The 24,435-nt window shown below is 36.4% G+C and carries 29 protein-coding genes; 8 read left to right on the forward strand and 21 right to left on the reverse strand.

Annotated features, from left to right (window positions below; translation table 11 throughout):
- Positions 1-102 precede the first annotated feature (102 nt).
- On the forward strand, positions 103-801 hold the full coding sequence (locus tag F936_RS12910) for a DUF1826 domain-containing protein (RefSeq protein WP_005047904.1): 699 nt from the start codon (positions 103-105) through the stop codon (positions 799-801).
- A 342-nt stretch (positions 802-1,143) separates the two neighbouring features.
- Positions 1,144-2,769 (forward strand): beta propeller repeat protein, encoded by a 1,626-nt coding sequence (locus F936_RS12915; RefSeq protein WP_005047907.1) that lies wholly within the window; start codon positions 1,144-1,146, stop codon positions 2,767-2,769.
- Between the two features lie 163 nt (positions 2,770-2,932).
- Here F936_RS12915 and F936_RS12920 read toward each other — a convergent pair whose 3' ends face one another.
- Both F936_RS12920 and F936_RS12925 read right to left on the reverse strand, forming a co-directional pair.
- A complete protein-coding gene (locus F936_RS12920) occupies positions 2,933-3,385 on the reverse strand; it encodes a DMT family transporter (RefSeq protein ID WP_005047908.1) in 453 nt (150 codons plus the stop codon).
- 24 nt (positions 3,386-3,409) lie between these two features.
- Positions 3,410-4,798, reverse strand: coding sequence for an amidohydrolase family protein (locus tag F936_RS12925; RefSeq protein ID WP_005047911.1), 1,389 nt, complete (start codon positions 4,796-4,798; stop codon positions 3,410-3,412).
- Between the two features lie 134 nt (positions 4,799-4,932).
- On the opposite strand from F936_RS12925, the gene F936_RS12930 reads away from it, so the two are divergent.
- Positions 4,933-5,847: a LysR family transcriptional regulator gene (locus F936_RS12930; protein WP_005047913.1), complete on the forward strand. Its 915-nt coding sequence runs from the start codon at positions 4,933-4,935 to the stop codon at positions 5,845-5,847.
- Positions 5,848-5,940: 93 nt separating this feature from the next.
- Here the strand turns inward: F936_RS12930 and F936_RS12935 are convergent, their stop codons facing one another.
- Positions 5,941-6,411, reverse strand: coding sequence for a Csu type fimbrial protein (locus F936_RS12935; RefSeq protein ID WP_005047914.1), 471 nt, complete (start codon positions 6,409-6,411; stop codon positions 5,941-5,943).
- A gap of 509 nt (positions 6,412-6,920) precedes the next feature.
- Here F936_RS12935 and F936_RS12940 point away from each other — a divergent pair.
- Positions 6,921-7,358 (forward strand): DUF2147 domain-containing protein, encoded by a 438-nt coding sequence (locus F936_RS12940; protein ID WP_005047917.1) that lies wholly within the window; start codon positions 6,921-6,923, stop codon positions 7,356-7,358.
- A 103-nt stretch (positions 7,359-7,461) separates the two neighbouring features.
- Here F936_RS12940 and F936_RS18935 read toward each other — a convergent pair whose 3' ends face one another.
- Positions 7,462-7,578 carry a helix-turn-helix domain-containing protein gene (locus F936_RS18935; RefSeq protein WP_080595360.1) on the reverse strand — a complete coding sequence of 39 codons (117 nt, stop codon included), beginning with the start codon at positions 7,576-7,578 and terminating at the stop codon, positions 7,462-7,464.
- Entirely contained in the window at positions 7,575-8,045 is a 471-nt protein-coding gene (locus F936_RS12945) for an Lrp/AsnC family transcriptional regulator (protein WP_003650920.1), read from the reverse strand. Before F936_RS12945 ends, F936_RS18935 begins: the two co-directional genes overlap by 4 nt.
- A gap of 109 nt (positions 8,046-8,154) precedes the next feature.
- Between F936_RS12945 and rarD the strand changes: the two genes are divergently transcribed.
- A complete protein-coding gene (gene rarD / locus F936_RS12950) occupies positions 8,155-9,054 on the forward strand; it encodes an EamA family transporter RarD (protein WP_005047919.1) in 900 nt (299 codons plus the stop codon).
- Positions 9,055-9,260: 206 nt separating this feature from the next.
- Here rarD and F936_RS12955 read toward each other — a convergent pair whose 3' ends face one another.
- Together F936_RS12955 and F936_RS12960 are read right to left on the reverse strand one after the other, a co-directional pair.
- Positions 9,261-9,698, reverse strand: a complete 438-nt coding sequence (locus F936_RS12955; protein ID WP_005047921.1) for a limonene-1,2-epoxide hydrolase family protein — start codon at positions 9,696-9,698, stop codon at positions 9,261-9,263.
- Positions 9,699-9,719: 21 nt separating this feature from the next.
- Positions 9,720-10,574 (reverse strand): metal-dependent hydrolase, encoded by an 855-nt coding sequence (locus tag F936_RS12960; RefSeq protein WP_005047923.1) that lies wholly within the window; start codon positions 10,572-10,574, stop codon positions 9,720-9,722.
- A gap of 191 nt (positions 10,575-10,765) precedes the next feature.
- On the opposite strand from F936_RS12960, the gene F936_RS12965 reads away from it, so the two are divergent.
- Positions 10,766-11,449, forward strand: a complete 684-nt coding sequence (locus tag F936_RS12965; protein WP_005047925.1) for a TetR/AcrR family transcriptional regulator — start codon at positions 10,766-10,768, stop codon at positions 11,447-11,449.
- 70 nt (positions 11,450-11,519) lie between these two features.
- On the opposite strand, the gene F936_RS12970 is transcribed toward F936_RS12965, so the two are convergent.
- The 6 genes from F936_RS12970 to F936_RS18955 form a co-directional block, all read right to left on the reverse strand.
- Positions 11,520-12,080 (reverse strand): TetR/AcrR family transcriptional regulator, encoded by a 561-nt coding sequence (locus F936_RS12970; protein ID WP_005047926.1) that lies wholly within the window; start codon positions 12,078-12,080, stop codon positions 11,520-11,522.
- Between the two features lie 689 nt (positions 12,081-12,769).
- A complete protein-coding gene (locus tag F936_RS12975; protein ID WP_005047927.1) occupies positions 12,770-13,396 on the reverse strand; it encodes a hypothetical protein in 627 nt (208 codons plus the stop codon).
- A 295-nt stretch (positions 13,397-13,691) separates the two neighbouring features.
- On the reverse strand, positions 13,692-14,543 hold the full coding sequence (locus tag F936_RS12980) for a hypothetical protein (protein ID WP_005047928.1): 852 nt from the start codon (positions 14,541-14,543) through the stop codon (positions 13,692-13,694).
- 599 nt (positions 14,544-15,142) lie between these two features.
- Complete coding sequence (locus F936_RS12985; RefSeq protein WP_080595361.1) at positions 15,143-15,331, reverse strand: hypothetical protein; 189 nt, start codon at positions 15,329-15,331, stop codon at positions 15,143-15,145.
- Positions 15,332-15,476: 145 nt separating this feature from the next.
- Positions 15,477-15,947 carry a hypothetical protein gene (locus F936_RS12990; RefSeq protein WP_003650913.1) on the reverse strand — a complete coding sequence of 157 codons (471 nt, stop codon included), beginning with the start codon at positions 15,945-15,947 and terminating at the stop codon, positions 15,477-15,479.
- Positions 15,948-16,040: 93 nt separating this feature from the next.
- Positions 16,041-16,190, reverse strand: coding sequence for a hypothetical protein (locus F936_RS18955; RefSeq protein ID WP_005041751.1), 150 nt, complete (start codon positions 16,188-16,190; stop codon positions 16,041-16,043).
- A gap of 519 nt (positions 16,191-16,709) precedes the next feature.
- Between F936_RS18955 and F936_RS19350 the strand changes: the two genes are divergently transcribed.
- Entirely contained in the window at positions 16,710-16,862 is a 153-nt protein-coding gene (locus F936_RS19350; RefSeq protein WP_005047930.1) for a hypothetical protein, read from the forward strand.
- 109 nt (positions 16,863-16,971) lie between these two features.
- Here F936_RS19350 and F936_RS12995 read toward each other — a convergent pair whose 3' ends face one another.
- A complete protein-coding gene (locus tag F936_RS12995; RefSeq protein WP_005047931.1) occupies positions 16,972-17,211 on the reverse strand; it encodes a hypothetical protein in 240 nt (79 codons plus the stop codon).
- Positions 17,212-17,394: 183 nt separating this feature from the next.
- Positions 17,395-17,619 (reverse strand): hypothetical protein, encoded by a 225-nt coding sequence (locus F936_RS13000; protein WP_005047932.1) that lies wholly within the window; start codon positions 17,617-17,619, stop codon positions 17,395-17,397.
- Between the two features lie 280 nt (positions 17,620-17,899).
- Between F936_RS13000 and F936_RS19430 the strand changes: the two genes are divergently transcribed.
- A complete protein-coding gene (locus tag F936_RS19430; protein ID WP_016802098.1) occupies positions 17,900-18,133 on the forward strand; it encodes a hypothetical protein in 234 nt (77 codons plus the stop codon).
- A 142-nt stretch (positions 18,134-18,275) separates the two neighbouring features.
- Here the strand turns inward: F936_RS19430 and F936_RS13010 are convergent, their stop codons facing one another.
- The 6 genes from F936_RS13010 to F936_RS13035 all read right to left on the reverse strand — a co-directional run bounded on the left by F936_RS13010 (position 18,276) and on the right by F936_RS13035 (position 24,435).
- Entirely contained in the window at positions 18,276-18,659 is a 384-nt protein-coding gene (locus F936_RS13010; protein ID WP_004709473.1) for a PaaI family thioesterase, read from the reverse strand.
- Positions 18,660-18,734: 75 nt separating this feature from the next.
- The gene (locus F936_RS13015) at positions 18,735-19,340 is read right to left on the reverse strand and encodes a DapH/DapD/GlmU-related protein (RefSeq protein WP_005047934.1); all 606 of its coding nucleotides are present in this window, start codon (positions 19,338-19,340) and stop codon (positions 18,735-18,737) included.
- Positions 19,327-20,292 carry a phenylacetic acid degradation operon negative regulatory protein PaaX gene (gene paaX / locus F936_RS13020; protein ID WP_000062822.1) on the reverse strand — a complete coding sequence of 322 codons (966 nt, stop codon included), beginning with the start codon at positions 20,290-20,292 and terminating at the stop codon, positions 19,327-19,329. Before paaX ends, F936_RS13015 begins: the two co-directional genes overlap by 14 nt.
- A gap of 53 nt (positions 20,293-20,345) precedes the next feature.
- Positions 20,346-21,635 carry a phenylacetate--CoA ligase PaaK gene (gene paaK / locus F936_RS13025; RefSeq protein ID WP_005047935.1) on the reverse strand — a complete coding sequence of 430 codons (1,290 nt, stop codon included), beginning with the start codon at positions 21,633-21,635 and terminating at the stop codon, positions 20,346-20,348.
- A 40-nt stretch (positions 21,636-21,675) separates the two neighbouring features.
- Positions 21,676-22,884 (reverse strand): 3-oxoadipyl-CoA thiolase, encoded by a 1,209-nt coding sequence (gene pcaF, locus F936_RS13030; RefSeq protein ID WP_005047936.1) that lies wholly within the window; start codon positions 22,882-22,884, stop codon positions 21,676-21,678.
- Positions 22,885-22,896: 12 nt separating this feature from the next.
- A complete protein-coding gene (locus F936_RS13035; protein WP_005047938.1) occupies positions 22,897-24,435 on the reverse strand; it encodes a 3-hydroxyacyl-CoA dehydrogenase in 1,539 nt (512 codons plus the stop codon).

Raw genomic sequence — 24,435 nt, forward strand, 5'->3', positions numbered from 1 at the left:
TTGGAGTAAGGTTAAATCTACTTAATAAGCTGGACTAGAATATTTTCGACTAAGCTCAGGCTATAATATTAGACACGCTCTATTATTTTATTTAATTCTCATATGAAGAATACGTTTTCTGACAGCAATCAAATTAGACAAGTGTCTAGTTTCCCTGAACTTATAAGTACAAAGTTTCAAGGAGAGGCAAATGCGATGTGTTGGCACAGAAATTTGGTTGGCGACTTTAAAGAAATTGTGAATAAACTTCATTTAAAAGAAAATATTACAGAAGTTACTGTTGAAGACTTATTAGCACTACAGCTCTCAGAACAAGGCAATCTGGCAAGGAAAACTATTTTAGAAGATATCGAGCAGTTAACTGATTTTGGTGCATCACCTGTACTTAATTTGCTTAAACATTATGAACGTGATGAAGAGCTAGATTTCATTTCAACAGATGTATATTCATTTCATGTCGATCGCTCCCCCATTGAAACCGACACCTTTTTATGTACCTATCACGGCGCCGCGAGCGATATTGTGCCCAATGATCAGGTTGAACAAAAAGTTTTAATCCCAGAAATTAGAGAAAAGCTCAAAGAATTACATGATGGCTCAGATGCTGAGTTTGAAGCCTTCTTGGCAGAGTATTTTTTTGATTTACATTATCAGCCCAAACTTAACGCTCAACCTCTAAACTTAGGCACAGGACATTTGTGGCGGTTAGCAGTAGACCATCCTACACAACAAGTTTTACCGTGTGTTCATCGAGCGCCTGTTGAAAAAGATGGCGAGTATCGGTTGCTGTTGATTTGTTAAATGTTTATTCCATATACTTTAATTGAATTTGACCTCTATAAAATTTAAGTATTAGTTTTATTCTTTTCTTAAATATTTTGATTTAAATCACTTTAAGTCAATACTATTATTTAAAACAGGCTTTAGCCCTTTGAGACGGAATTTTTAATTCACACAAGAAGTCAAAATAATTTTTATTTCTTTTCACGCTTAAAGACTCAATTTATTTTCAAAATTTATTAATCATAAATTCTCTATGAATATTACATCAACACTATCAATTATAGTAATATCAACTTCGATTAAATATGCACAGTAAGTACTTTATTTTAAAATATTTTCTAAACTCGGAATACGCAACAAATGAGTAAATTTAATTTAAGATTAGGGGTTACCTTAATAGCGCTCGTGCTTCTACAAGCATGTGCAACGACACCACAACCGAAAATAACGAATAAACAAGCAAAAGGAGTTCTGGAGCCTATAAAACCAGATGAGAAACTAAATCCTATTGTACTCAGTATTAGTTTTAATAGCGGAATAATTTATCCTTCTTTAAAAATAGAAAGCCTTACAGAAAAAACGGCAATACAGAAAAATAATAAAATTTATGAAATTAAAATAATAAATTCAGATGTCTCTCGCTCTACATTTATTTATAGTGGGCAACTACCAGCTGGTGAATATCGCATTGTTGAACTGAGCAACTATCAACCATCCCTAAATCCTTATCTTTCAGGTAAATTCCAATTTATTAATTTAAATGATAAAGATAAACCTCACCCGATGGGTACTTTTAAAGTACTAGAAAATACCACAACTGATTTAGGACGTATTAATTTAACCCATGCTAATGATGCCTACTTAATAGCAAGATCTGAAAAACATTCTTCTAATAAGGATTTAATTAATAAATTAAAGAATAATTATCTAGAAGCAATTTATAAAGATAAAATTTTGAATGGATGGACGCAACCAGTTACAACTTTAGAAAAAAATATAGGCGATGAAAGCAAGGTACTACCCTTTGGTATGCAGTGTTTTAAAGAGCTAAAAGATAATACTATTATAGCATCAAGCAAAATTGGCTCAGTTTTTTTCTTACCTTCACAAGATACTAATAAAAAAACTAAAATTTTTCAAAGTAATGATAACTTAGCTTTTGATTGTATAACTGTAAAAGAAAATTATAACTTTGATTTTCTAGCTTATGGTGAAATGAATACTCTTTATAAACATTTAAAAGGAAGTGATGTTCTTACCCCAGTTGACAGTGGTAATTTACCAATCGGCGTAATTTCCTCTATCGTTGGTGATGATCAAAACGGATGGTTTCTATCTCATATAGTAGGTCGTAAAGCTACAGTTTATAAGAGTAATCGCTTAGAAAATGGTGATTGGCAACCAATTGTACAAAAAGAAATTCTTGATAATTTTTGGGGATTACGTGGGTTTTGGTTGTGGGAGGATGAACAAGGATTTAGCTATGCAGATATGTATGGAAAAATTAACCATTATGATTATATAACGAAAAAATGGACTGAAAATAAAGTACCCAACGATGATAATATATCTCAACTAGTAGTTAATCCAGATAAATCAATTAGCGTAATCACATCAAAGCGTGGTTTTGCGGGTATATTCTCAAATCTATTTAACTCTAATGATCATGGTATAACATGGCAAAAAGTTAACAGTCCCTTTAAAGTAAATGTTTTCCCTGCCCAAGTTTCAAAACAGAAAGATTTATATATATCAGGTGCACAATTTAATTGGGACAAATTAGCAATTTCAGAAGATGCCGGTAAAACTTGGCAAATGCATGAAATAATGGCTCCTAGTTCTATTGTTACTTTAAATTCAGGAGCACTTCTTAACATCCTTTATTCTGGCCAATATGCATTGGTTAAAATATCAAATAATAAAGGTCAAACTTGGAAGACTCTTTATACTACCCATAACAGAAATTTAAGAGACTTATCAAAATAGTACTATGTTTAATTTATAAACATAATTATTATATATGTTACTTAAAGATTAATACTGTTTAGAGCAACCTCCAAACAGTATTTTTTTTAATTTCCCTAACTACTTAACTAATTTGAAATCCCAGATGATTCTTTTATATCAACAATACTGGTTTTAAGATTTATCACCTGTCACCCAAAAGAGCAATCCCTAGACCTATCAGCATGACCAGTGTTCCAGCCAGCTTAATCATAGAAACTGGTCGTTCAGTCGCCCCTAACAATCCGAAATGGTCAATCAACAATGACGAGATAATCTGCCCAGCAATTGCCAGCCCCAGCAAAGCAGATAACCCGATTCTAGGAGCAAGGACGACATAACTCAGCAGTGCGCACGAACCTAGTACTCCGCCCATTAGACTCCACCATGGCTGGGCAGGAATAGCGATCAGCGAAGGAGCGATTCCACCTCGCACCAGAGAGTAAATCCCAAGGCATACCGCACCAGCAGTAAACGAGAATAACGCCGCAGCAACAGAATCCCCGCCTATGCCTTTAGCCAGTTGACCATTCAACGTAGTCTGTAGAGTAATCCCTAACCCCGCGGCAAAAGCCATGAGGTAATAGATAACATTCATCGTGTTTGCCCCCTTTTATCCAATTTACTCAAGAGGCAGAAATGTCTCGGCAAAAATATCAGGAACATAACCAGCCGCAGCAAAAAGATGCTGGCGAGATTCATCAATCGCTGCACGAAGTCGCTCACTGTCCACACCCAACACTTTACCGTCACGTTTAACGATTCGTCCGCCAATCATCACTGTATCAATATTGCTGCGCTCAGTTGCATGAACTACCGTGCCAAAAGCATTGCCAGACGGATAAAGGTTAATGTCGTCTGTTCGAATCAATATCAAGTCAGCCTGTTTACCAACTGTCAGGCTACCGATTTTTTCTTGCAGACCTGCGCAAGCGGCACCATCAGCCGTTGCAGCTTTTAGAAGGTTTTGAGTTTGAAGGGTCACTGGCGAATGTGCTGAGCCACAACATTTGTTCTGATGCATTCCCATCACACGCTGTAAGTAAAACGCTACGCGCATTTCCATAAACATATCGCCACTGTAAGACGTTTCATTATCAACACTCAAACCAGGTCTAATGCCGTGACGTAGAGCCGACTGCATGGCAAACATACCGTCTTCGATGCCATAGTGGGCATCTGATCGTGGGCATACGTTTACTCGTACTCCAGCCTCACGCAAAATTTCCCATCCAGCGTCTGGCAGCGAGGTACAGTGGTTAAAAATATTATCTGGTCCTAGCAGACCTTGCTGATGCAGACCCTCTAGTGCCGCAGCCATTTCACCACCAAAAAATTCAGTAATGATTGGCAGCCCCAATCTGCGTGCCTCAGCCCATAGTTCAGGTTCTAGCTGAGCCATGGCAGCCAGTGATACCAAACTATTTTCGCTGTTTTTAAAATATTTTTCTTGTAGGCGTTCAAGATTGCTAGGCCAGTTCGCTCTGTCCCAATTTCCTGAGACTGGTGCACCAGAAGCGTGTACAGCTCGAATACCAGCATCTAGTAAAGCTTCAACAGCCGCATCAGAGTGAGCGGCACTACGACTATTGTGCGAGTTATCAATCACTGTTGTGATACCCGCATCTATACAGCCTAGAGCTGTAAGCAAATTACCGATGTACATATCTGCTGGGCGATAGTACTTGGCAAAAGAATAGTGCGTCGCGTTGCAATAGTCTTCTAGCGTTTCAGCATTCGGATTAATCCGTCGCAGTTGCCCTTCCCATGAATGTCGATGAGTATCGACCATACCCGGCATCGCGATCATATTGGATGCATCAATAATAGCTGCACCTTCGGCTTCTAAATTTTCACCCACGGCAGTAATCATGCCACTCTCAATCAGAATATCTCCGTGAACCATGTTCCCAATCATACTATCCATGCTTAGGATCGTCGCCCCGCGAATCAGCGTTCTATTTGGTGAAGACTCAGTCAGCCGCACTATGTTTCTGTTGTAATCAGTCATCATTATTCCAACTTCTCAAATGTATGCTGAAAATCTATCTGAAGTGATAATGCTGAAAAAGCTGGTTAAACTGTTTTTATTATTCAGCAAAAGCGAATAATCTAAGAGTGTGAGTACAGTATTGGGACAAAGGTATGAGATTGGATCGTATTCAGGCAATGCAGATTTTTGTTCGGGTAGCAGAAGCTGAAAGCTTTATCCATGCAGCAGAGGCACTTTCCCTACCAGCCTCAACAGTCACTAGTACAATTAAAAATCTTGAAAAGTATTTACAAGTGCGTCTGTTAAACAGAACAACAAGACGGGTTAGCCTGACGCCAGAGGGAGCAGAATATCTGACCCAGTGCCGAGAAATACTCGACCTGATTGAACATACCGAATCTAACCTGACTAATGCTATCAAACAACCACAGGGTCGATTACGAGTTGATATGCCTGCTGGCATCGCTCATTCGGTGATTATGCCGAACCTGCAAGAGTTTCAACGGCGTTATCCAGATATTTACCTCATGATAGGCGTCAGCGATCGACAAGTAGACCTTATTAAGGAAGGTGTAGACTGTGTAATCCGTATGGGAAATTTAGAAAACTCCACGCTGGTTGCCCGCCCACTTGGTGAATTTCGCTGGGTAACATGCGCTTCGGCAGCATATTTAAAAGAAAATGGAATTCCGCAAACTCCCGATGATTTAGCACACCACCGAGCTATTCATTATTTTTCAGGGAACAACAGACATACGGGTGAAATGCGCTTTGTACGAAATGGAGAGAAAAAAACTGTACAAATGAATGGTACTGTCGCCGTTAATGAAACTGAGCTTTATATAAAAATGTGCCTTGAAGGTTACGGACTTTCTCAACTTGCTGAAAGACTTGTAACAGAACACTTAAAAGAAAAAAGACTCATCCCCGTGTTACAAGACTGGTGCCCATCGTCTGTTCCAGTGACTTTACTGTATCCGCATCAGCGTTTTCTTTCACCAGCGGTACGCGTATTTTCAGACTGGATGGCCGAGCTAATAAGTGATCGACAATCTGATTCAAGTTAAAGGCTTATTCAATACTTTGTATTAGAAAATAAATCTCTTGTCAGATTTATATAAGTCTGGACAGCATTGCACGACGTTTCGGTGTTTCTATTATTAATATATGACATTCACACGAACCCAATCTTCATACTTGGTTGCCTGAACATTGGTACTCGATGTAATTGCCCCATGAATAGGAATAGTTTCTTTCATTCCTGTCGCAATTCCTGAACGTATTTTACTTCCCGACCCTCCCCAAATTTGAGTATGGCCTGCATCTTGATAGAGTACATATGCAACAGATGCTGTGCTTGCAGCAGATTTAAGTTCAAAGTTATTGTCTGAAGTTACCGCCAATTGATACGGTGTATTTTGACTACATTGGACAGATACATCCGTTCTTGCACCAGCAACTGGCTGAGAGCGAGCAACTGAACCAAAATCTAAATTTCCTTGAGTGGAAACTTCACACGTTTCTACAATGGTTAAACTGACCTTCAATGCTGTAGATGTATTTCCAGCATCTGCACTATTTATTATCAGCATTCCCATAAGAGAAAATAAGGCGTATTTAATGACTTTCATTTCTTCTCCTTATATTTTCGTTCTAATATCTATTCGTCTTTATATTGTTATTTCTCTGTTCTTACTAAAGAAACAGTTTCAGGATCGTTTAGTTATAAGACCTAATATTAGGCAATGTCAATCAATACTAAACACATGATTTCCATCTTATTTTTATAAATTGTGATGAATTACACGCAATCCAACTAATTTAAAAAGTAGTTGATGTTTTTTATTTCTTTTAAGCACATATTTTGTCAACATTGATCACAATGTATACCAGTCTACTCGCCCTCTTTCTAAAGATTATTAATAATCTGATCATCGGCTTTTGAGGCCATATTTAATAATTATGTCCATTATCGCAATTGCATAAAAAAAACGATCAAAATAATATTACGCGAAATAGATTATAACTTTACATATTATTTATCTTATTGATTCAATATAAAGAAGATTGTGAAGTTAAATTTAAAATGAATCATTCTGGCGATTAAAGCCACCCGTTTTTAATTAGAGAAACTATTGATATGAAAAAATATTTATTATTACTTTTACTCAGCTTTTATTCGATTCATTCATTTTCTTCAGACAAATTACATGGCAGTGTTTGGAAAACAATTGATGATGCAACCAATGAACCCAGAGCACTGGTAAGATTTAGCGAAGATAAAAATGGTAATTTGTCTGCTAACATCGAAAAAATACTCGTCCCAAACGAAGCCAATAAATGTACGATGTGTGAAGGTACCTACAAAAACAAATCTTTAATTGGTTTAACCATTGTCAAAAATTTAAAAAGCGTCGGTCAAAATAAATATGATAAGGGGTCTATTCTCGACCCTCAGTCTGATAAGACATATCGTTTTAGTGCAACAATGTCACCAGATGGGAGCAAACTTATCGCTCGTGGATACATTGGTATCTCTGCAATTGGTCGGAACCAAACGTGGTATCGAATTAAATAAGCTTCGAGGTCTTTAAAAGACTTTATTTATAAATTGCATGGTTTTTTGACTTAATCCTTTATCTCAAGAGCCATGTAATTTTTTCCGAATCTTTTAAATATTCTTAAGACTTTTTAAAATATTCTCGAGGTGTTACACCAAAAGCCTTTTTGAATGCATGGCTAAAATGTGAAAAATCAGTAAAACCATAATCTAAAGCTACTTCAAAAATACTATTTATAACTTTTTATCTATTTCTGGAACTTCTAACGTAACTTTTACTCGATCTAGTACAACAGTTGTCTTGAACCACTCTACATTAGAATTATTGTGAAATAGTTCATCACAAATCTTTTGAAAACGACTCATACTCGGTACTAATAGCACCAACATAAAGTCTGCCTCACCAGTGACATAATAACATTGCTGAATTTCTGGCCCAGAAAAGCTTTTTTTAAGATCATCTAGATCAGTCGCATGAGTTTTATTTACTCGAATCTCGACCAGAATTGTAATCACTTGATTTAATTTATCAGGGTCTAAAACAGCAATATTTCCAATAATATAGCCATTTTCACGTAGCTTTTGGATTCGACGCTGCACTGAAGCGGTAGATAAATGAATAGCATCTGCTAATTCACGTAATGGGATATGGCAATCTTTTTGAAGAAGTTCAAGTAAAGCTAAATCAAATTTATCTAATGTCATCACAAACCATACGGTGAGAAATTTTCTCATTTATATTAGGAAATAAGAGCCTAATTATCAATCAACCTGAAATAAAATATCAATTAAAAGACTCTGCTATTAAATATCTATGCATACTCAATCGAATACGGCTCTTGGTATAACCCTCAATGTAATTGGCTCTATCCTATTTGCTCTAATGTTTGCCTATACATCTTTACTACACTCATTACAGGGAAACGAAATGTACGGTTGGCGTATATTGCTGACTTTCCCCTGTTTAACTCTTTTTATTATTTTGAAAGGAAATTGGCAACAAGTGCGTGATATATACACTCGTATATTTCTAGACCGCTTTTTCTTTTTAACTCGTATATTTTCTGCGTTTCTTATTGGATTACAACTTTGGTTATTCATGTGGGCCCCTACCAATGGTTACGGCCTCGATGTATCTCTTGGATATTTTTTAATGCCCATCATTATGGTAATTGTAGGGCGAATCGCATTTAAAGAAAGAATGTCGAGATTGCAAAAAATATCCTGTATTTTTGCCATCCTTGGAATTATTAACATGTTGGTAATATCAAAAACACTGACATGGCCAACTTTACTTATTTGTTTAGGTTATCCTATTTATTTTTGGTTAAGACAAAAAACTAATACTAATCATATTGGAGGGCTTTGGTTCGATATGATCCTGAGTTTACCTATTAGCCTATTCTTTATTTTTAACGGGAATATTGGCTCAATTGAATTGATCAGCAACCCTGAAACAATGTGGTTAATTTCAGGCTTAGGTTTGATCAGTGCACTTGCTTTAGGCTTTCAATCTCTTTCAGCACCGCATCTAAATCTGACTCTTTTTGGGCTTCTTGTATATGTTGAACCAATACTATTATTAGCTGTATCTATATTACTTGGTGACACCATTAAAACTGATGAATGGCCCACTTACATTGCGATATGGTTAGCGGTTTGTACTCTTATCATTGAAGGGGTAAATAGCATAAAGAAAAATACTTATGCTTAACTTTCGAAATTTATAGCTGTCTTTTAAAAAGATTTACGACCCTGTATCCAATATGCACGATGAATGGGCCTAAAGTGGTTGCAATTAATCGTGCAGGATATGGCTGAATAATTGTCCCCTCAATCATATTCTCAGGGAGACACAATCTCTCGGATAATCCCCCCTCAGTTCTTCAAGACTCATAAAATCACTTACAGATTTTGTATTTAAATTTTTGGACGTAAACCTATTATTCCTATTCCCAGAAACCCTCTGATTAGTCCCTTGCTCACATTTAACCAATCAAAGTAATCACGCCACAAAATTATTTTTCCATTTTCAACTTTAAATGTACCGCATACCCAAAATCCAGCATGAAATGGCCCAATATTCACAATATCGGTACGCTCAGTGAGGACAACGTTCCCTTTAGCAACAATTTGATGATTTTTAACTTGTAATTTTCTTGTACGGCTAAGTGCAAGCTTTATTAGACCAGCGACCCTTTTTCCACCTTTAAATGTCGGTAAAGAAACATTGGTATAAAGGATCTCAGGATGGAGTAATTCACTGATCGTGACATGATCTTGTTCCACCAGTGCATTTAGAAATCGCTCAATGATTTCTTCAGATTGCGCTTCAATATTATTTAATGTTGTTTTCATTTCTGGTACTGCTCTAAAAATTTAAATTTTGAGGTCTAAACGCTTTTGCCAAAGGTTTTCCAATCTTTTGGTATCGTGGTCAAAAGGATGAAAATCTGGTCGGTAGTAATCTAAAAAATCTTTAACAGTGTGTAGTGTCAGTAATCCTTGATTACCTACTCCTTTTTTAAAAAATTTAGCGATGCCATTTAAAGAAAGTACTTGATCTGCTTTGAGTAATCTTCGTGTGTTATTTGCAATTAAGAAAAGTAAAATGCTTCCTGCAAATGTCATATAAAAAATACGTGATAAGTATCCCCCACCTGATGCTACATAAGCATCAAAAAACACCGCTTTATGTTCGTTTTCTTCAACCGCATGCCATAGCCATAGCTCGGCAACTGGACCTACTAAGCGATGATTCCACTGATCATTACGCAAGAGTTCGGCGCCCAAGGTTGCAGTGATATGTTCAATCGCACAACCAATCGACATGATATGCATAGTTGGTAATATTTTTTGCATTAGGGCATATAAGGCTTTAACTTCATTCTGTAGCTCATTGATATTGATTTGCTGTTCATCTGCATAACGGTTAAATGCCAAATGCTCTTTAGCATGCATCGCTTCTTGTCCAATAAAAGCACTTATCTCTGCTTGAAGCGCAGGGTCATCAATTTTGTGCCGAATATTTCTCAAAGCCTCAATCAACATTAATTCTCCTTGGGGAAAAATAGCTGACATTGCATTCATCAAATGTGTGAAATAAGCGTCATTATCAAACCAATAGCGCGTTGAACTGGTGAAATCAAAACTTAATCGTCTGACTGGAAAAGATGCTTTCAAACGATGTGCTATGGAAGAAGGTTTAGATTTAATGGCTTCAAGCGTAGACATAATTATTCCAATTACAAAAGTACCAATTGGTACTTTTGTAGATTGCTTTATATTCCTAGTCAATAGTTATTTTTTATCCAATTGAAATTCATATATTTATTTCAAGAGCTCAATGTTTTAAAAAAACAATCTTGAGCCAAAAAGCGGTTAGTGATAGTTTTAGCAAGATTTCAAATTTTAGAAGAATTAGTGTGGAAAAACTCTCTGGCGCTTACGATACTCAAGCAGCAGGCTTACCCAGAGGTCGTACTAGCCTGTTAACCGAAGAAACACGTGAAAAGCAACGCCGACGTTTGGTTAAAGCAGCCATCAGTGCATTTGCAGAAAAAGGATTTGCTGCTACAACGATTACAGACATTGTTAAAAGAGCACGAGTATCTAAGCAGGCATTTTATGAAATATTTGAAAATAAAGAAGATTGTTTTCTAGCAGCAGATGATTTAGGTAGAAAAGCTTTATTTGAGCAAGTTCTCTCTGAAATTAAACTTGAAGGTATTAGTGCAGATCAATGGATTAGGTCCTCTGTCCGCGCCTATTTACAACTATGTAATAGCGAACAAGACTTCACCAAGGCTTGGGCAATCGAGTTCCCAAATGCAGGAAGTCGCTGTCTAGAACAACGTAATTTGTTTTTCGCAGAGTTAGGGAAAAGACTGAAATCTATACATAACGTTATTAAAATGAATCACCCTGATCAATGGGTAAGTGTTCCTGATTTATTTTATGATGCAGCTATTGGCGGCGCTTATGAAATTATTTTTCGCTATATTTGTCAAAACAAGTTTACTGAATTATTAGATATCGAAGATGATCTCGTTAAATTCATTCAATTTTCTATTGGATATAAACAAGTCGAAACCAGTATTAGCAAATGACTGACATGACAGTTATTTAATTTCTACTATAACTACTCTTAAAGGTCACAGAAGATTACTTCGATATTCCCTACAACTTATTCAACCCCGCCAAAAAACAATCCAACACCCTTTCCCTTTCATCAACCTGATCCGAACTTAAAAGCTGAATAATGGCCCCCTCAATCATATATAAAAATAGTTTGGCGTCTTGAAAGGAAGCATCGGTTTTAAGTGCTCTAAGTTGGCTATAGATTTCATTGGTGAGCCATGTTCGATATTTAATTGCGACCTGATACGCTTTTGGATAGGTCAGTTTCGTTTCAAAAATGGCTTTAAATAATAGATAGTACAGCCCTTCTAAATCGGTGTGTAAGAAATAGAGCTTCTTAAGCTTATCAACCACATTAGTGTTGCAGTCATACTCAGCAATTGAAACCACTTTTTCTTTTAAACGTTCTTTTTGCACAATCAAACAGATTTCAACAAACCTTTCCTTAGAGTGAAAGTAGTTATAAAAAGTCGCTTTGGGAATTTCACACTCTTTCACAATTCGGTCGATTCCAACAACATGAAATCCGCGATGGTGAAATAAATCAATCGCCTTATTAACGACTTGTATGGCACGTGTTGGAAGAACTAACTTTGGCATAGTTTTACCGTTATAAAAATTCTTGTTGTTTCTAAATGAGATACTTTTTTGGGAGAAAAAAAGGCATAGCAAAGCCGTAAAGACTGTGCGTGGCACATCTCAAGTTTTATTGTTGATGCAAGTTTTTTTGAGCCGTAATGACTTAAAGCCTGAAAACCTTAGGGTGATCAAGCTGCTTTAATTTTTTAAGCTGTGTCGTTATAGCTTTTGGCAAGGGCTGCCAAGAAATAATGGATGTGCAAAGCCAACTCCTTTTTATTGGGAGTTCTGCCAAAACATTAAAATTATGGTGGCAGAACGAAAGAGGGGTTGACGGACTGGTCTCAGAGGCCAGCACACCCGAAGGTGTCCCCCCTCCCGTTCCACCTTAGAGGGGGCACGAGGGGCTAAACACTAAAAGAAAGCTCTTTTAATGCTCTGAGAAGCGGTCCGTCAAAACCGACTGGCAATGTAGGCCAGCACGCAAAGGATAGTGTCCAACCCTTTTGCAGTCAAGCACACAAAATGACATTTGTTTTAAATTAGATCATTAAAAAGTAAGGATAAATAATGAGTGAGTTATTGTTAAATTGGGGTTTATAAAACAGGCATAAACTAAAACAGCCAAGTGTAGATAAGTCTTGAGCTGAATATACACAGATGTTATGTATATTGCCGATTTGAACCAAGAAAATAATTTACTCTTAAATTTATTTTTTCATAGGTAGTAGTAAAACAGGGTCTTCAACATCATAACCAGTTTCTTCTGGAACCCCCAGATATTTAACGACAACTAACCTCTTATTTTGTTTAGGCACTCTATAATTTTGGGAAATTTTTATTGCTTTGGTGTAATGAACCGCAATATGGGTCTTACTTTGTAAAGACGGCGATTTTACAACATATTCAGTTTTATATTGTGTCATCTTTTCTGAAGGATCAGACCAAGCTGATATTTGATTCTGATGACTTTTTAATCTTTGAATTTTTACAGTCTTACTATTACTTACGATCAAAGGGGTTAAATTCTTTTTAATTTTTTTTATAGCCTTATTAAATCCACTACTATCTTGATCATAATCAATTTTATGGGTTTTTGGATTGATATATAGAGATCGAACTTCAATAAGTTTATCGGGTGATTTACTATTTAACAGATAATAATATAATTGTGGTAGACGACCTCGACCATCTTCATAATGTCTTAATACATAAAGTTTCTTGTCTTTTTCCTGATAACCCAATACTTCAATTTTTTGTCCACCACCCACTGTCGCATAAGTATGTGCGGATAACGTAAAAATAGCACTAAAACTTAGAATTTTTAGAAACTTCATTAGCTGATATCCTTGTGATTTTTTAGCTATCTTATATAAATATTAACCAGATTAAAATTACACTTCAGTAAGTGATGCTTACTGTTTTTTCTATTCTTTTGTAGAAAAGCACCCTCACTAATGACTACTTATTGGTCTTATATTCCGATGCTGTACTACTCTTTTTTCAATAACTCAAATATTAACGGATGCAAATAAAGCGATCCGATTATTCAAATCATCTGTTATCACAACTTCATAATGTGCGAATTTTTACAACGGAGGTCAGGAATTAGTTTGGTCGAAAAATAGAAAATTAAGGTTTAATAAATAACTTATTATTAGGGAAATCAATTAGAATTTTATGATTCCGAATAAAATTATTACCGATTACTCCATCGACATTCATATGCTTAAAATCACCATCGACTAGCATAGTATTAATTATTAATTTATTTTCAGCCCCATTGACTAACACTTTCATTGCATTGCAATTATTTTGATCTAGATTACTCATGACCTCTTCACAAGAAATCGCATCGTAATCCGTTTTTATTCTTTCCTTCCAAAATAAAGATAGTGTTGCTCCCGTATCCAAATTCATCTTGTACTTTTGATTGCCATTTTTTATCTCAATAGTTACACCTTCTTCGTTAACAACGAGAGGTAATGATATCCATTGACTTAAATCTGTTTTTAATTGACTTATATTTTCAACAACTGATAATTTTTTCTTTTCATAATCAATGAGAATAACTTTATCCTTAAATAATTTTAACCCGATCACCATGCTGTCAGGTTTTTCTCCATTCTCTAACACCAGCCCCCATGGCGTAAGAGATACCCCTTCAACGTAATTAAATGGCATACCATTTATCATTGCTTTATCGATTAGAAACTTATCATTCGTGTATATTCTGCCAGATAGGTCCATACTACGTTCTTTCTCACCAGTCACTTTAACTCCAGGAGTCTTGGCGATAAACTCTTTTGAAAAATGAAAAGGAGTTAATGAACCTGTATCAATCATAAATTCGCCACTTACACCATTTATAGTTACGTTTGACATAGGGAGTAAGCTTTTATCAAATGTTAATGGAATTTCCATTGCTGAAGTGGCAGAAAATGGATTCAATAACATCAAAAAAAATATAAAATTATTCTTCATTATTCAAATATCTCTATTCCAACTATTGCATAGTCATAAGATTAAAAAGCGGGTTAAGACTATCTCAATTCATTTTTCTTTGATAGCTGTTTAAGAGCATTATCCTTTAAAGTCAGTATATTTCCATAAAGTTAAGAATATACGTTTTACAGCTTATTCAAGTATTGACATTGAATTTCTGTTTCAAAGTCATTTGATTACATGAACCAGATAAAACTTATAAAAGCTAAATAAAGAAGCCGAAGCCTCTTTATTCTTATCGCACTAAAAATCAGTCTTTAATCATTGCGAACTCTTGCGCTGAAGTGTTGGAAACTTGGTAGAAAAAGATTTAATTGCAGTCCCAATTAGTAAGGAAATTCCTTTCCGATTGGTTGCCTCTCCTGAATATTTAGAAAAATACGGAACGCCCCAATCTATAGATGACCTTAAAAAGCACAAAGGCATCTATATACACCTCCTTTTTATTTGTTTTATACCAGCCGTAGATTGATGTCACCTGCTTTTAGAATTGTTAAAGATACCTTGAGTGAAATATAAAAAGTCCTCATTAGAGGACTTTGATTTATAAATTATCGTTTTTTAGATGGGAAAATTAATTAACGAACATAGAGTGGATCTTCTTCAACAAAAAATACTTCACCTGACGAAGGTAGAATCCATTGATAGGTTCCGTCTATTTTCTTCATTTGTTCTTTAAAAATATTATATATCGCTACAAGATCATGTTTTTCATCATATTCCCCCATATAGCCAAGCGCCTTTTCATCATGAAACTCTTTAAACATTTTATGCATTTTTACTGCTCTAAGTTCCATATCTTTTCTCCTTTTTATTATCACTACAATTAATTATGATCTTTTTTTCTTTCCAATACTAAAAAAATGTACCAAAATATATCTTATAAAATATCAATCAAATATTTATTGGATTTTAATATTTATCAAACCTAAACTTTTCCATATCGTATGGTATGTCTAGCTTCACACTCCATTGGCTTAATTCTTCACTCATTATAACGGCATCAACTTCAAAAGCATCTCGCTCACTAAAACCTTTTATTTTTAAAAAATTAACAAAACTAGAGGAGTTTATTTTATTAAGATATCCGACTCTTAAAGTATCTATATATACTGCGATTTTATTTGTTTCTTTTTCGAGGCATATTACAGCATTTTTAAAGACTTTCACGCTACCACCATTTTGGTTGCCGACTAAAGTTATCAATTCTTCTTGGTATAAAATTACTATTATTTCATGTTCAAAAAAGTTTTTGTTCTCTGTAAATATTTTTCCAGCTATTTTCAGGGTGCTTTCGGGGAGTTCTAGATTAACTGTAGAAAAAACCTTAAATAAAATATAAGCAAAAATAAATAAGATAAAAAGTATTATTATAAAATACATATTAAAATATTCCTCTTAATTTTATAAATTGGCAAAAAGAATAGTTATTCTTTCTACCAACCAATATTTTAAGAAAAAATATAAATTTCTATATTATGATTTTTTCTCATTTTTATCATTTTGATTGACTTTTTCTACGTCATTTTGCTCAGGAGTTTTAGGTTCAAACTCTTTACCATCTTGTTGTTGCTGTTGTTGCTCTTTTGATTTGTCTTGATCGCTTTTAACTTGGTCCTGAGACATTAGAGTCTCTCCTATTTAATGGTGTGCAGATGATTATCTAGCACTTAGTTAACATAGTCCCTTTACCTTTATATAGATACAACGCAAGTGTATCTGAATGTGATACTGTTGTTTATTATCACAATAATATATATATTTTAATCACCACACAGAATAAATACTTTAACCCCCTATATTTTTATTATTTTAAGCCTTATTAACTTTACACTCACACCCCAAGTAAAAATTTAACCCCAAAAAACAATATCATAAAGTTTTTATATTTTTTGATACAGATGCGAATATCATATTTTTTTTTACAGACTATATAAATAAAATAGATTTTAAATATCTATTAATTCGCATCCTTAATTTAAATTTTATTATTTAAATCAATATGTAAGATATTTTTTAAAAAATTATATCGATATTAAAGTATATAAAGGAACATATCTCTACATACCACTCCCATAACTACCGCAATGTAACTCAGTGAAAGGTATACTATCAAGCTTCACTACTCTTATTAAGAAGTTTAAAATGTCTGATTTTAAAGACTTTTCAAAAAAAGCAACTCAGAACCAAAATGACTCCGATCCAAAACCAAATGAGGATAAAGTTGAAAAACCAGCCCAGCCATCTGAATCAGAAGATTCTTCACCAATTAAAAATAATAAAGAAAAAAATAAATAAAAAGATAAAACTTTAATTAATATAAAAGAAGTCCATTTTTTGGGCTTCTTTCATATTAATTTTTTATAAAGAACACTCCAACTAGATCCCTTAAAAACTCAAAACCCAATTAATTTTTAAATTTACTTAAATCTTTTGAATTAAAATCTGGATCGACATGTGTTTGTATTAATAAAATGAGTTCTTCATTTACTTGTCGAATTAGCTGTGCTTTTAATCGGTTATCTTCAAGCTCATCAATTAACCGAATAATGATATTCCTTAACCATTCACACTCTATTTCTTTCTCTGCATTTTTTTGGGCAAGATAATTTAAAAGTTTATCTTTTTCAATCAATTTATCTCCCATATAGACACCTATAATCCAAACTAAATTATTTTCTTTAGATTACAGGATAAAAGAATAGATTCATGAATAATTATGTATTTATAAATTTCAAAAATTAAATCTATAAAATATTTAAATTTTATTTTAATGAAGAGGATAGCTTCAAAATTCCACCCTCTTTTATAATAAATTATTTATTTTAATTTAGGTAACTAAAAGTTTCGTATTCAGTATTAATTCAACTCTTTTTTGTGCTTCATAGAAGTCAAGTTCTTCACTTATCCAAAATGAATGAAGTTGCCCATCTAAATGAAAATACTCTTTATTATATTGAGATCCATGATCAGAATAATGGTTGTCTACTTTGAAATGAGTTTGATCATTCTTTCTTTTTTGACCATCAAGTATGCCGCCAATACAGATATCCATTTTAATGCCAATTATTAATCGAAATTGACTATAACACACATAGATCGGTTGCTCTAAAAAGAGTTGTTACCCGCAATTTTTCTACCATTTATCAATGCATTATGGTTTTAGTGTATCTACTTAAATTTACAGGTAATAAAAAATAAATTGTATGTCGAGAATATTTTAATATGCAATATTAGTGTTTAATTTTCCAAATTTCATATTAGTGAAAATAACCCTTCTTTGATTAGATAAATCTCTATATGCTGCAATGAACCACTTACAGAAAATTATTCGAATGGCCGAACAGACCCTACTACAAGAGCTTAACTCGCGAATCGAATATTACTCTGCAAGAACGGACTATCCGCTACGCAGAATTTTAATAGGCTACCGTGCATACGCAAAATTAATGTTATGCGCCTCTTTCTCAGATGAGGTCATAAATTCTGCAATTGATCCAAATAAACGCAAATATAAAAAGTTAAAAATTAAAATTACTAAAGACGACAATCAACTTGATCTCGAATAAATCAATGAAATTGGCTCATTTATGAGTGTTTTATAGACAACTGATTTAATGAGATAAAAAAGTACAATCTATTTAAAAAATAAAAAACTTTTAAATCTGGAAATGCTTAGAAAAATGGATAAATGAGTCACATAACCGTCTGTTACGGTGCAAGTCTGTAACACGTAGATGTAAATAAAGCGACTCTATTATTTAAACCATCTGTTATCACAACTTCATAATGCGCGAATTTTTTACTACTTCCGACTTTGGTTGCCGTTGCAAATAACACCTTATCTTTAGCACCGCTCATATAGCGGATATCAGCCTGTAGGCCAGTATATGGCGCATCCCCTGCATTACAAGCCATCGCAAAAGCAATATCGGCTAAAGAAAATATGACACCACCATGCACGCCGCCCAAGGCATTCATGTGTTCGTCTTTCACATTAAGCTGGCAACGCGCTTCATCAAAACTACGATGCAGCACTTGAACACCTAATAGCTCTGCGAATTGATCAACCGCAGTGGTTTCCATTTTTTGCACAAACGTCTCCCTACTCGTGCGAGTATTCCTTAAGTGTTAAACCTATGTGTATTGAAATCGACTTATGAATAGCCGTTAAACACTATCTTGTTTAATCTGATAGTTTGAAGAACTAAAGTCCTTATAAGTCAGGCGGTCACCCAACTCTGAGGTTAAAGGCTGAACTTCTTGCATTGAATTTAAGCATCGCTGTGCAAGCTCAATGTACTCTTGCGTGCCTCTGATTTTCCACTTTTTTTCTTGTTCTGATAAATCACGTGCAACCTTGGCAGGACTACCCATTGCCAACACATTTGCCGGAATAATATCTTTAGTTTTGACCAAACTATTTGCACCAATAATGGTGTTTTCACCAATTTCGGCATAGTCCAAAATTACGCTGTTCATGCCAACCAAAACATTTTTTCCAATGCGGCAACCATGCAAAATTGCCCCATGCCCAATGTGGCCCATTTCCTCAACTAAAGTCACGCTTTGCGGAAAACCATGTACGGTGCAGCTATCTTGTATATTGGCATTTTGCTTAATATGAATACATCCAAAATCGGCACGCAATGAAGCAAATGGCCCCACATATACGCCCGCTTCAATAATCACATCACCAATTAAAACAGCAGTTGGGTGTACAAAAGCCTCTGGGCTGACCACTGGAATAACACCGTCAATACTATAACAAGGCATGATTTAACCTCTCATTTGTCGCAACCAAACCTCCGAAACGGCGCCAATAATGTGCTGTGGCATTTGGCATAGGCCCTTCTGCTGTTGCGGCAACAGACAAGAAGTATTCATCCGCAGGTTCAAATACTTTTTTATAAATATTCATTGATAAAGTTCGTGCACTAATTGCAGGCCAGTCAGTTGGCAACAACTCAAGCGGCAATGCAGGGTCTTTCAATAAAATCCGTCGATAATAATGAATCAGCAAAGTTCGAATTTGAAAAGCCTGAACAGGTTCGAGTTGTTCGTTTTCCTGCATCAACAACACGCCAATTTCTCTAAAAATATCGAGAAACTGTAGATATCTTTGGCGTAATTCATCGATTGGCCAGTTGGTTCTGAGCATACGGCCAATGGTATCGACCGAATTATTAAAGAGCTGCAAGGTTTCGGCTTTAAACACCACCACTTGCTCACTCATATTTAAGTCAACCAACAACCGTTGCAGTTCAATACGGTTACACCCCGGATAAGCCATTAAGTTTGTCGAAATATTGGCAAACCCTAACCATTCCAGTTCTTTCTTTAACAACGCTTTATTTTCAGTGTCGAGGCTAGACATCAGAATAAGATCCCAATAATGGTCCCACTCTTTCATCTGGTCGTTATAAATACGTTGCTCGGCTTGTAAATAAGTCGAACGGCTTGAATCGGTAATTCGATAAAAACTGGTTCTGCCGATTTTGTCTGAACATAACCAATCATTTTTAACTAAACGAAAAACAGAGGTTCTTACAGCACGGTCATTAAAACCAAATAGCTCTAATAACTGAATCAGGCTTGCAAGACTAATGTTTCCACCCCGATGAAGTACTGAATCTCCAAAAATTGTCGAAATAAGCGAAGTTCCACTTAAGGTTTCATTCTTTACAACAGAATCAATTATTTGCTGTATTTTTGCACTCATACTCATGTCTTGGCGTTTAGTTTCAGGGTATAGATTCTATACCCTGAATGATCTTGATGTTAAGCAATCTGACGCATATCGATTACCCGCTTTGCCTTACCTTCCGAACGAGGTAAGGTCGCTTCTGTAACAACTTCTACAGTAACGCTAATCCCAATCATGGTTTTAATACGTTTCATCAACTCCTGAGCAAGTTGATTGGCCTGTATAGTACAGTTATGACACATCTCTGTACGAATATGCAAAGTATCCATATGTCCTTTTTTAGTCACCAAAATTTCATAATTTGGAACTAAATTCGGAACTTGCAAAATTTGCTCTTCAATTTGAGTCGGGAAAACGTTCACACCGCGAATAATGAGCATGTCGTCACTTCGGCCCACAATTTTATCCATTTTACGCATCGCCAGATTTTCTCCCGCTAGTAAACGGGTCAAATCACGGGTACGGTAACGAATAATCGGTAAACCTTCTTTGGTAATGGTCGTAAAGACTAGCTCGCCAAGTTCGCCATCTTTACAGACTTCACCCGTTTCAGGGTTAATAATTTCTGGGTAGAAATGATCTTCCCAAATGGTTAGCCCCTCACCCTCACTTAAGCACTGCATCGCAACACCCGGTCCCATCACCTCAGACAAACCATAAATATCGAGTGCTTTAATATTTAGGCGTTCTTCAATTTCACGGCGAAGTTCATTGGTCCACGGCTCGGCACCAAAAATACCAACTTTTAAAGACGTATTACGCGCAGTACCAAATTGCTGTTCTAGCTTTTCAATAATACTGACGCAATACGATGGCGTAACCATAATTGCGGTAGGTTTAAAGTCTTGAATAAGCTGAACTTGCTTTTCAGTTTGGCCGCCAGACATTGGAATCACGGTTGCACCTAAGCGCTCGGCGCCATAATGTGCGCCTAGACCACCTGTAAATAGTCCATAGCCATAAGCAACCTGAATCATGTCTTTAGCAGTTAAACCTGCCATGCGTAAGCAACGCGCAACAATGTCCGACCAAGTGTTAATATCTTTTTGAGTATAACCCACCACGGTCGGTTTACCCGTTGTACCTGATGATGCATGTAAACGCACAATTTGCTCTTGCGGTACGGCAAACATCCCAAACGGATAGTTGTCTCTTAAATCCTGTTTGGTTGTAAATGGAAACTTCGCCAGATCGTCTAAAGTGACGAAGTCATCAGGATGTACACCTGCTTCATCGAACTTTTTCTTATAGACCGGACTATTTTCATATACAAAAGTCAGGGTTTGTTTTAACCGTTTAGTTTGCAGCTCTCTAAGCTCTGCAAGTGTTAATTGCTCAACATTATCCGTTGTAAGGCTGTCCATCGCCTATCTCCTCACTATGTAATTTTTAAAACCGTCTGAATTAATTTAAATTTTCCAAAATCAGTGCGACGCCTTGTCCAACACCCACACACATCGTGCAAAGTGCATAGCGTCCACCTCGTTTTTTTAGCTCACGTGTTGCAGTAATCACTAAACGTGTACCACTCATACCTAGCGGATGTCCTAACGCAATCGCACCACCGTTTGGATTAACGCGTTCATCGTCATCTTTTAGACCGAGTTCACGCATACAAGCCAAAGATTGGGCTGCGAATGCTTCATTCAGTTCAATCACATCCATCTGATCTAGCGTTAAACCTGTCTGCTTTAAAATTTTCTGCACAGCCGGAACAGGACCTATACCCATATATTTGGGTTCAACACCTGCACTTGCAATGCCAATCACACGTGCTAAAGGTTTCAAACCATGTGTATTTGCAAATTCACGGTTGGTAATTAACACACACGCAGCACCATCATTTACACCAGAGGCATTTCCGGCAGTCACCGAACCGCCTTCTTTCTTAAAAGGTGCTTTTAGCTTCGCGAGTGCTTCAAGTGTTGTTTCACGCGGATGTTCATCTCGATTAACAACGTTCACATTTTTCTTACGGTCTGTAATCTCGACAGGCAAAATCTCGTCAGTAAAAAAACCGTTTTGTTGGGCAGCGACCGTTTTTTGTTGGCTACGCAATGCAAACGCATCTTGGTCTTCTCGACTAATCTGATATTTTTCAGCTACATTTTCGGCTGTTTCCGGCATGCTGTCGGTGCCGTATTGTGCTTTAAGTTGCTTATTTACAAAGCGCCAGCCAATGGTGGTGTCGTAAATTTCAGGAGTTCGGCTAAACGCTTCGGTCGGTTTAGCTTGTACAAATGGTGCACGGCTCATTGACTCAACACCACCAGCCAAAACGAACTGTGCTTCACCTGCTTTAATTGAGCGTGCCGCAAGTCCTACTGCATCTAAGCCCGATGCACACAAGCGATTAACTGTCATGGCTGGTACTGTGTCAGGGAGTCCTGCCAAGAGTGTTGCCATACGTGCAACGTTACGGTTGTCTTCACCTGCTTGGTTAGCACACCCTAAAAACACTTCGTCTACCGTATTCCACGGTAAGTTCGGGTGCTTATCTTTTAAATATTTGATGGGCAATGCAGCTAAATCGTCTGCACGTACAGCACTTAGAGCACCTGCATATCGTCCAATTGGGGTACGAATAAAATCGCAAATTAAAACGTCTTCCATGTTGACTCCTGATTATGCAAATTCGGTCATATCACGTGAATATTGAGTAGCAATGTTTTGAGTTTTCGCTACATATTGCTTGAGGTAGATACTCGCGCGATATTTTTCCTCTCCATACAGTGCATATAAGTTATTTAAGGTTTGGAGCACATAAGCACCGCCCATTTGTGTCAACCACTGGTAAGGACCCTTAGGATAATTCACTCCATATTTCATGGCATTATCAATATCTTCCAGACTCGCAACACCATGTAAACTTGCTTCGCATGCTTCATTAATAAGTAAAGCGATGGTACGTAAGGTTAACAGTGCAGGATGGTCCTTAATCCACATCACGCTCATGCCCAACTGTGCAAAGTAAGCTTCAACTTTTGCCAGATCACTTGCTTCACACAGCTCGTTATGGCTGAGTACTACAGCCTGTGCCTGCTCAAAATCATGGTGCCAATCCATCAAAACCACTTTACGGCTTAGGTAATGAATATTGGCTGACTCACCTTGGCTTAAACGTAAATCGATATCATCAATTTGAAGAATATTGTCATCACTTGCAGATCCGCTTTTTAAACCTAAACGCGTTAAAAAAGCAGGTAGCTGAGACCAGACACCTTTTAGCTGAATATGTGCATCGACTGGCTTGGCAACCACAGCTTGAGGCTGAAATGTCTCATACTGATTCTTTTCGTTATAGCGATAAAAGCCCTGTTTTGACTTACGGCCCCAAGCTCCTGCATCGACCAATTCTTTTTGAATTAGGCTTGGACGGTAGCGTGGCTCGTAAAAAAACTCTTGATAAACGCTTTGGGTCACCGAGAAGTTAACATCTTGACCAATGAGGTCTGTAAGTTCACACGGCCCCATTGCAAAACCGCCACATTGCTTTAAGGCATAGTCTAGCTGGTCGGAGCTGGTGACTTGTTCTTGCAGCGCTCTAAAGCCTTCTGCATAAAACGGACGTGCAATTCGGTTGACAATAAAACCAGGAGTCGACTTGGTTAATACTGGAATTTTTTTCCAGCCCAACATCAAGTTTTTTAAAGCCAAACATAAGCTGTTTGGTGTTTTTAAGCCTTGTACAATTTCAACCAACTTCATCACTGGCGCAGGGTTAAAAAAGTGTAAACCCACCACTCGCTCAGGGTGAGCAATGCCAGCCGAAATTGCGGTCACTGAAATTGAAGATGTATTGCTTGCAAAGATGGTTTGCGCACTACAAATTTCAGCAAGTTGTTTAAATAAAGATTGTTTAACTTCTTTTTTCTCAACGACCGCTTCAATGACCAAGTCAGCATCACGTAAAGCTTCAACTTGATTCACCACAGTTAAACGCGCTAAGGCTTCATCAGCTTGCTGTTGTGTGAGCTTGCTCTTTTCGACCAGCTTTTTAAAAGTCTGCCCCAATCCCTCAACAGCTTGTTGCGCTTTTTGAGTATCTAGATCATATAGAATGGTCGAGTGCCCATTTACTATGGCTAACTGGGCAATACCGATGCCCATGGTGCCAGAACCAATGACGGCAATTCGGGCGCGAGATAAGTCTAAATCTGTCAT

The sequence above is a fragment of the Acinetobacter calcoaceticus DSM 30006 = CIP 81.8 genome, from assembly GCF_000368965.1.
In the GTDB taxonomy this organism is placed as follows: domain Bacteria; phylum Pseudomonadota; class Gammaproteobacteria; order Pseudomonadales; family Moraxellaceae; genus Acinetobacter; species Acinetobacter calcoaceticus.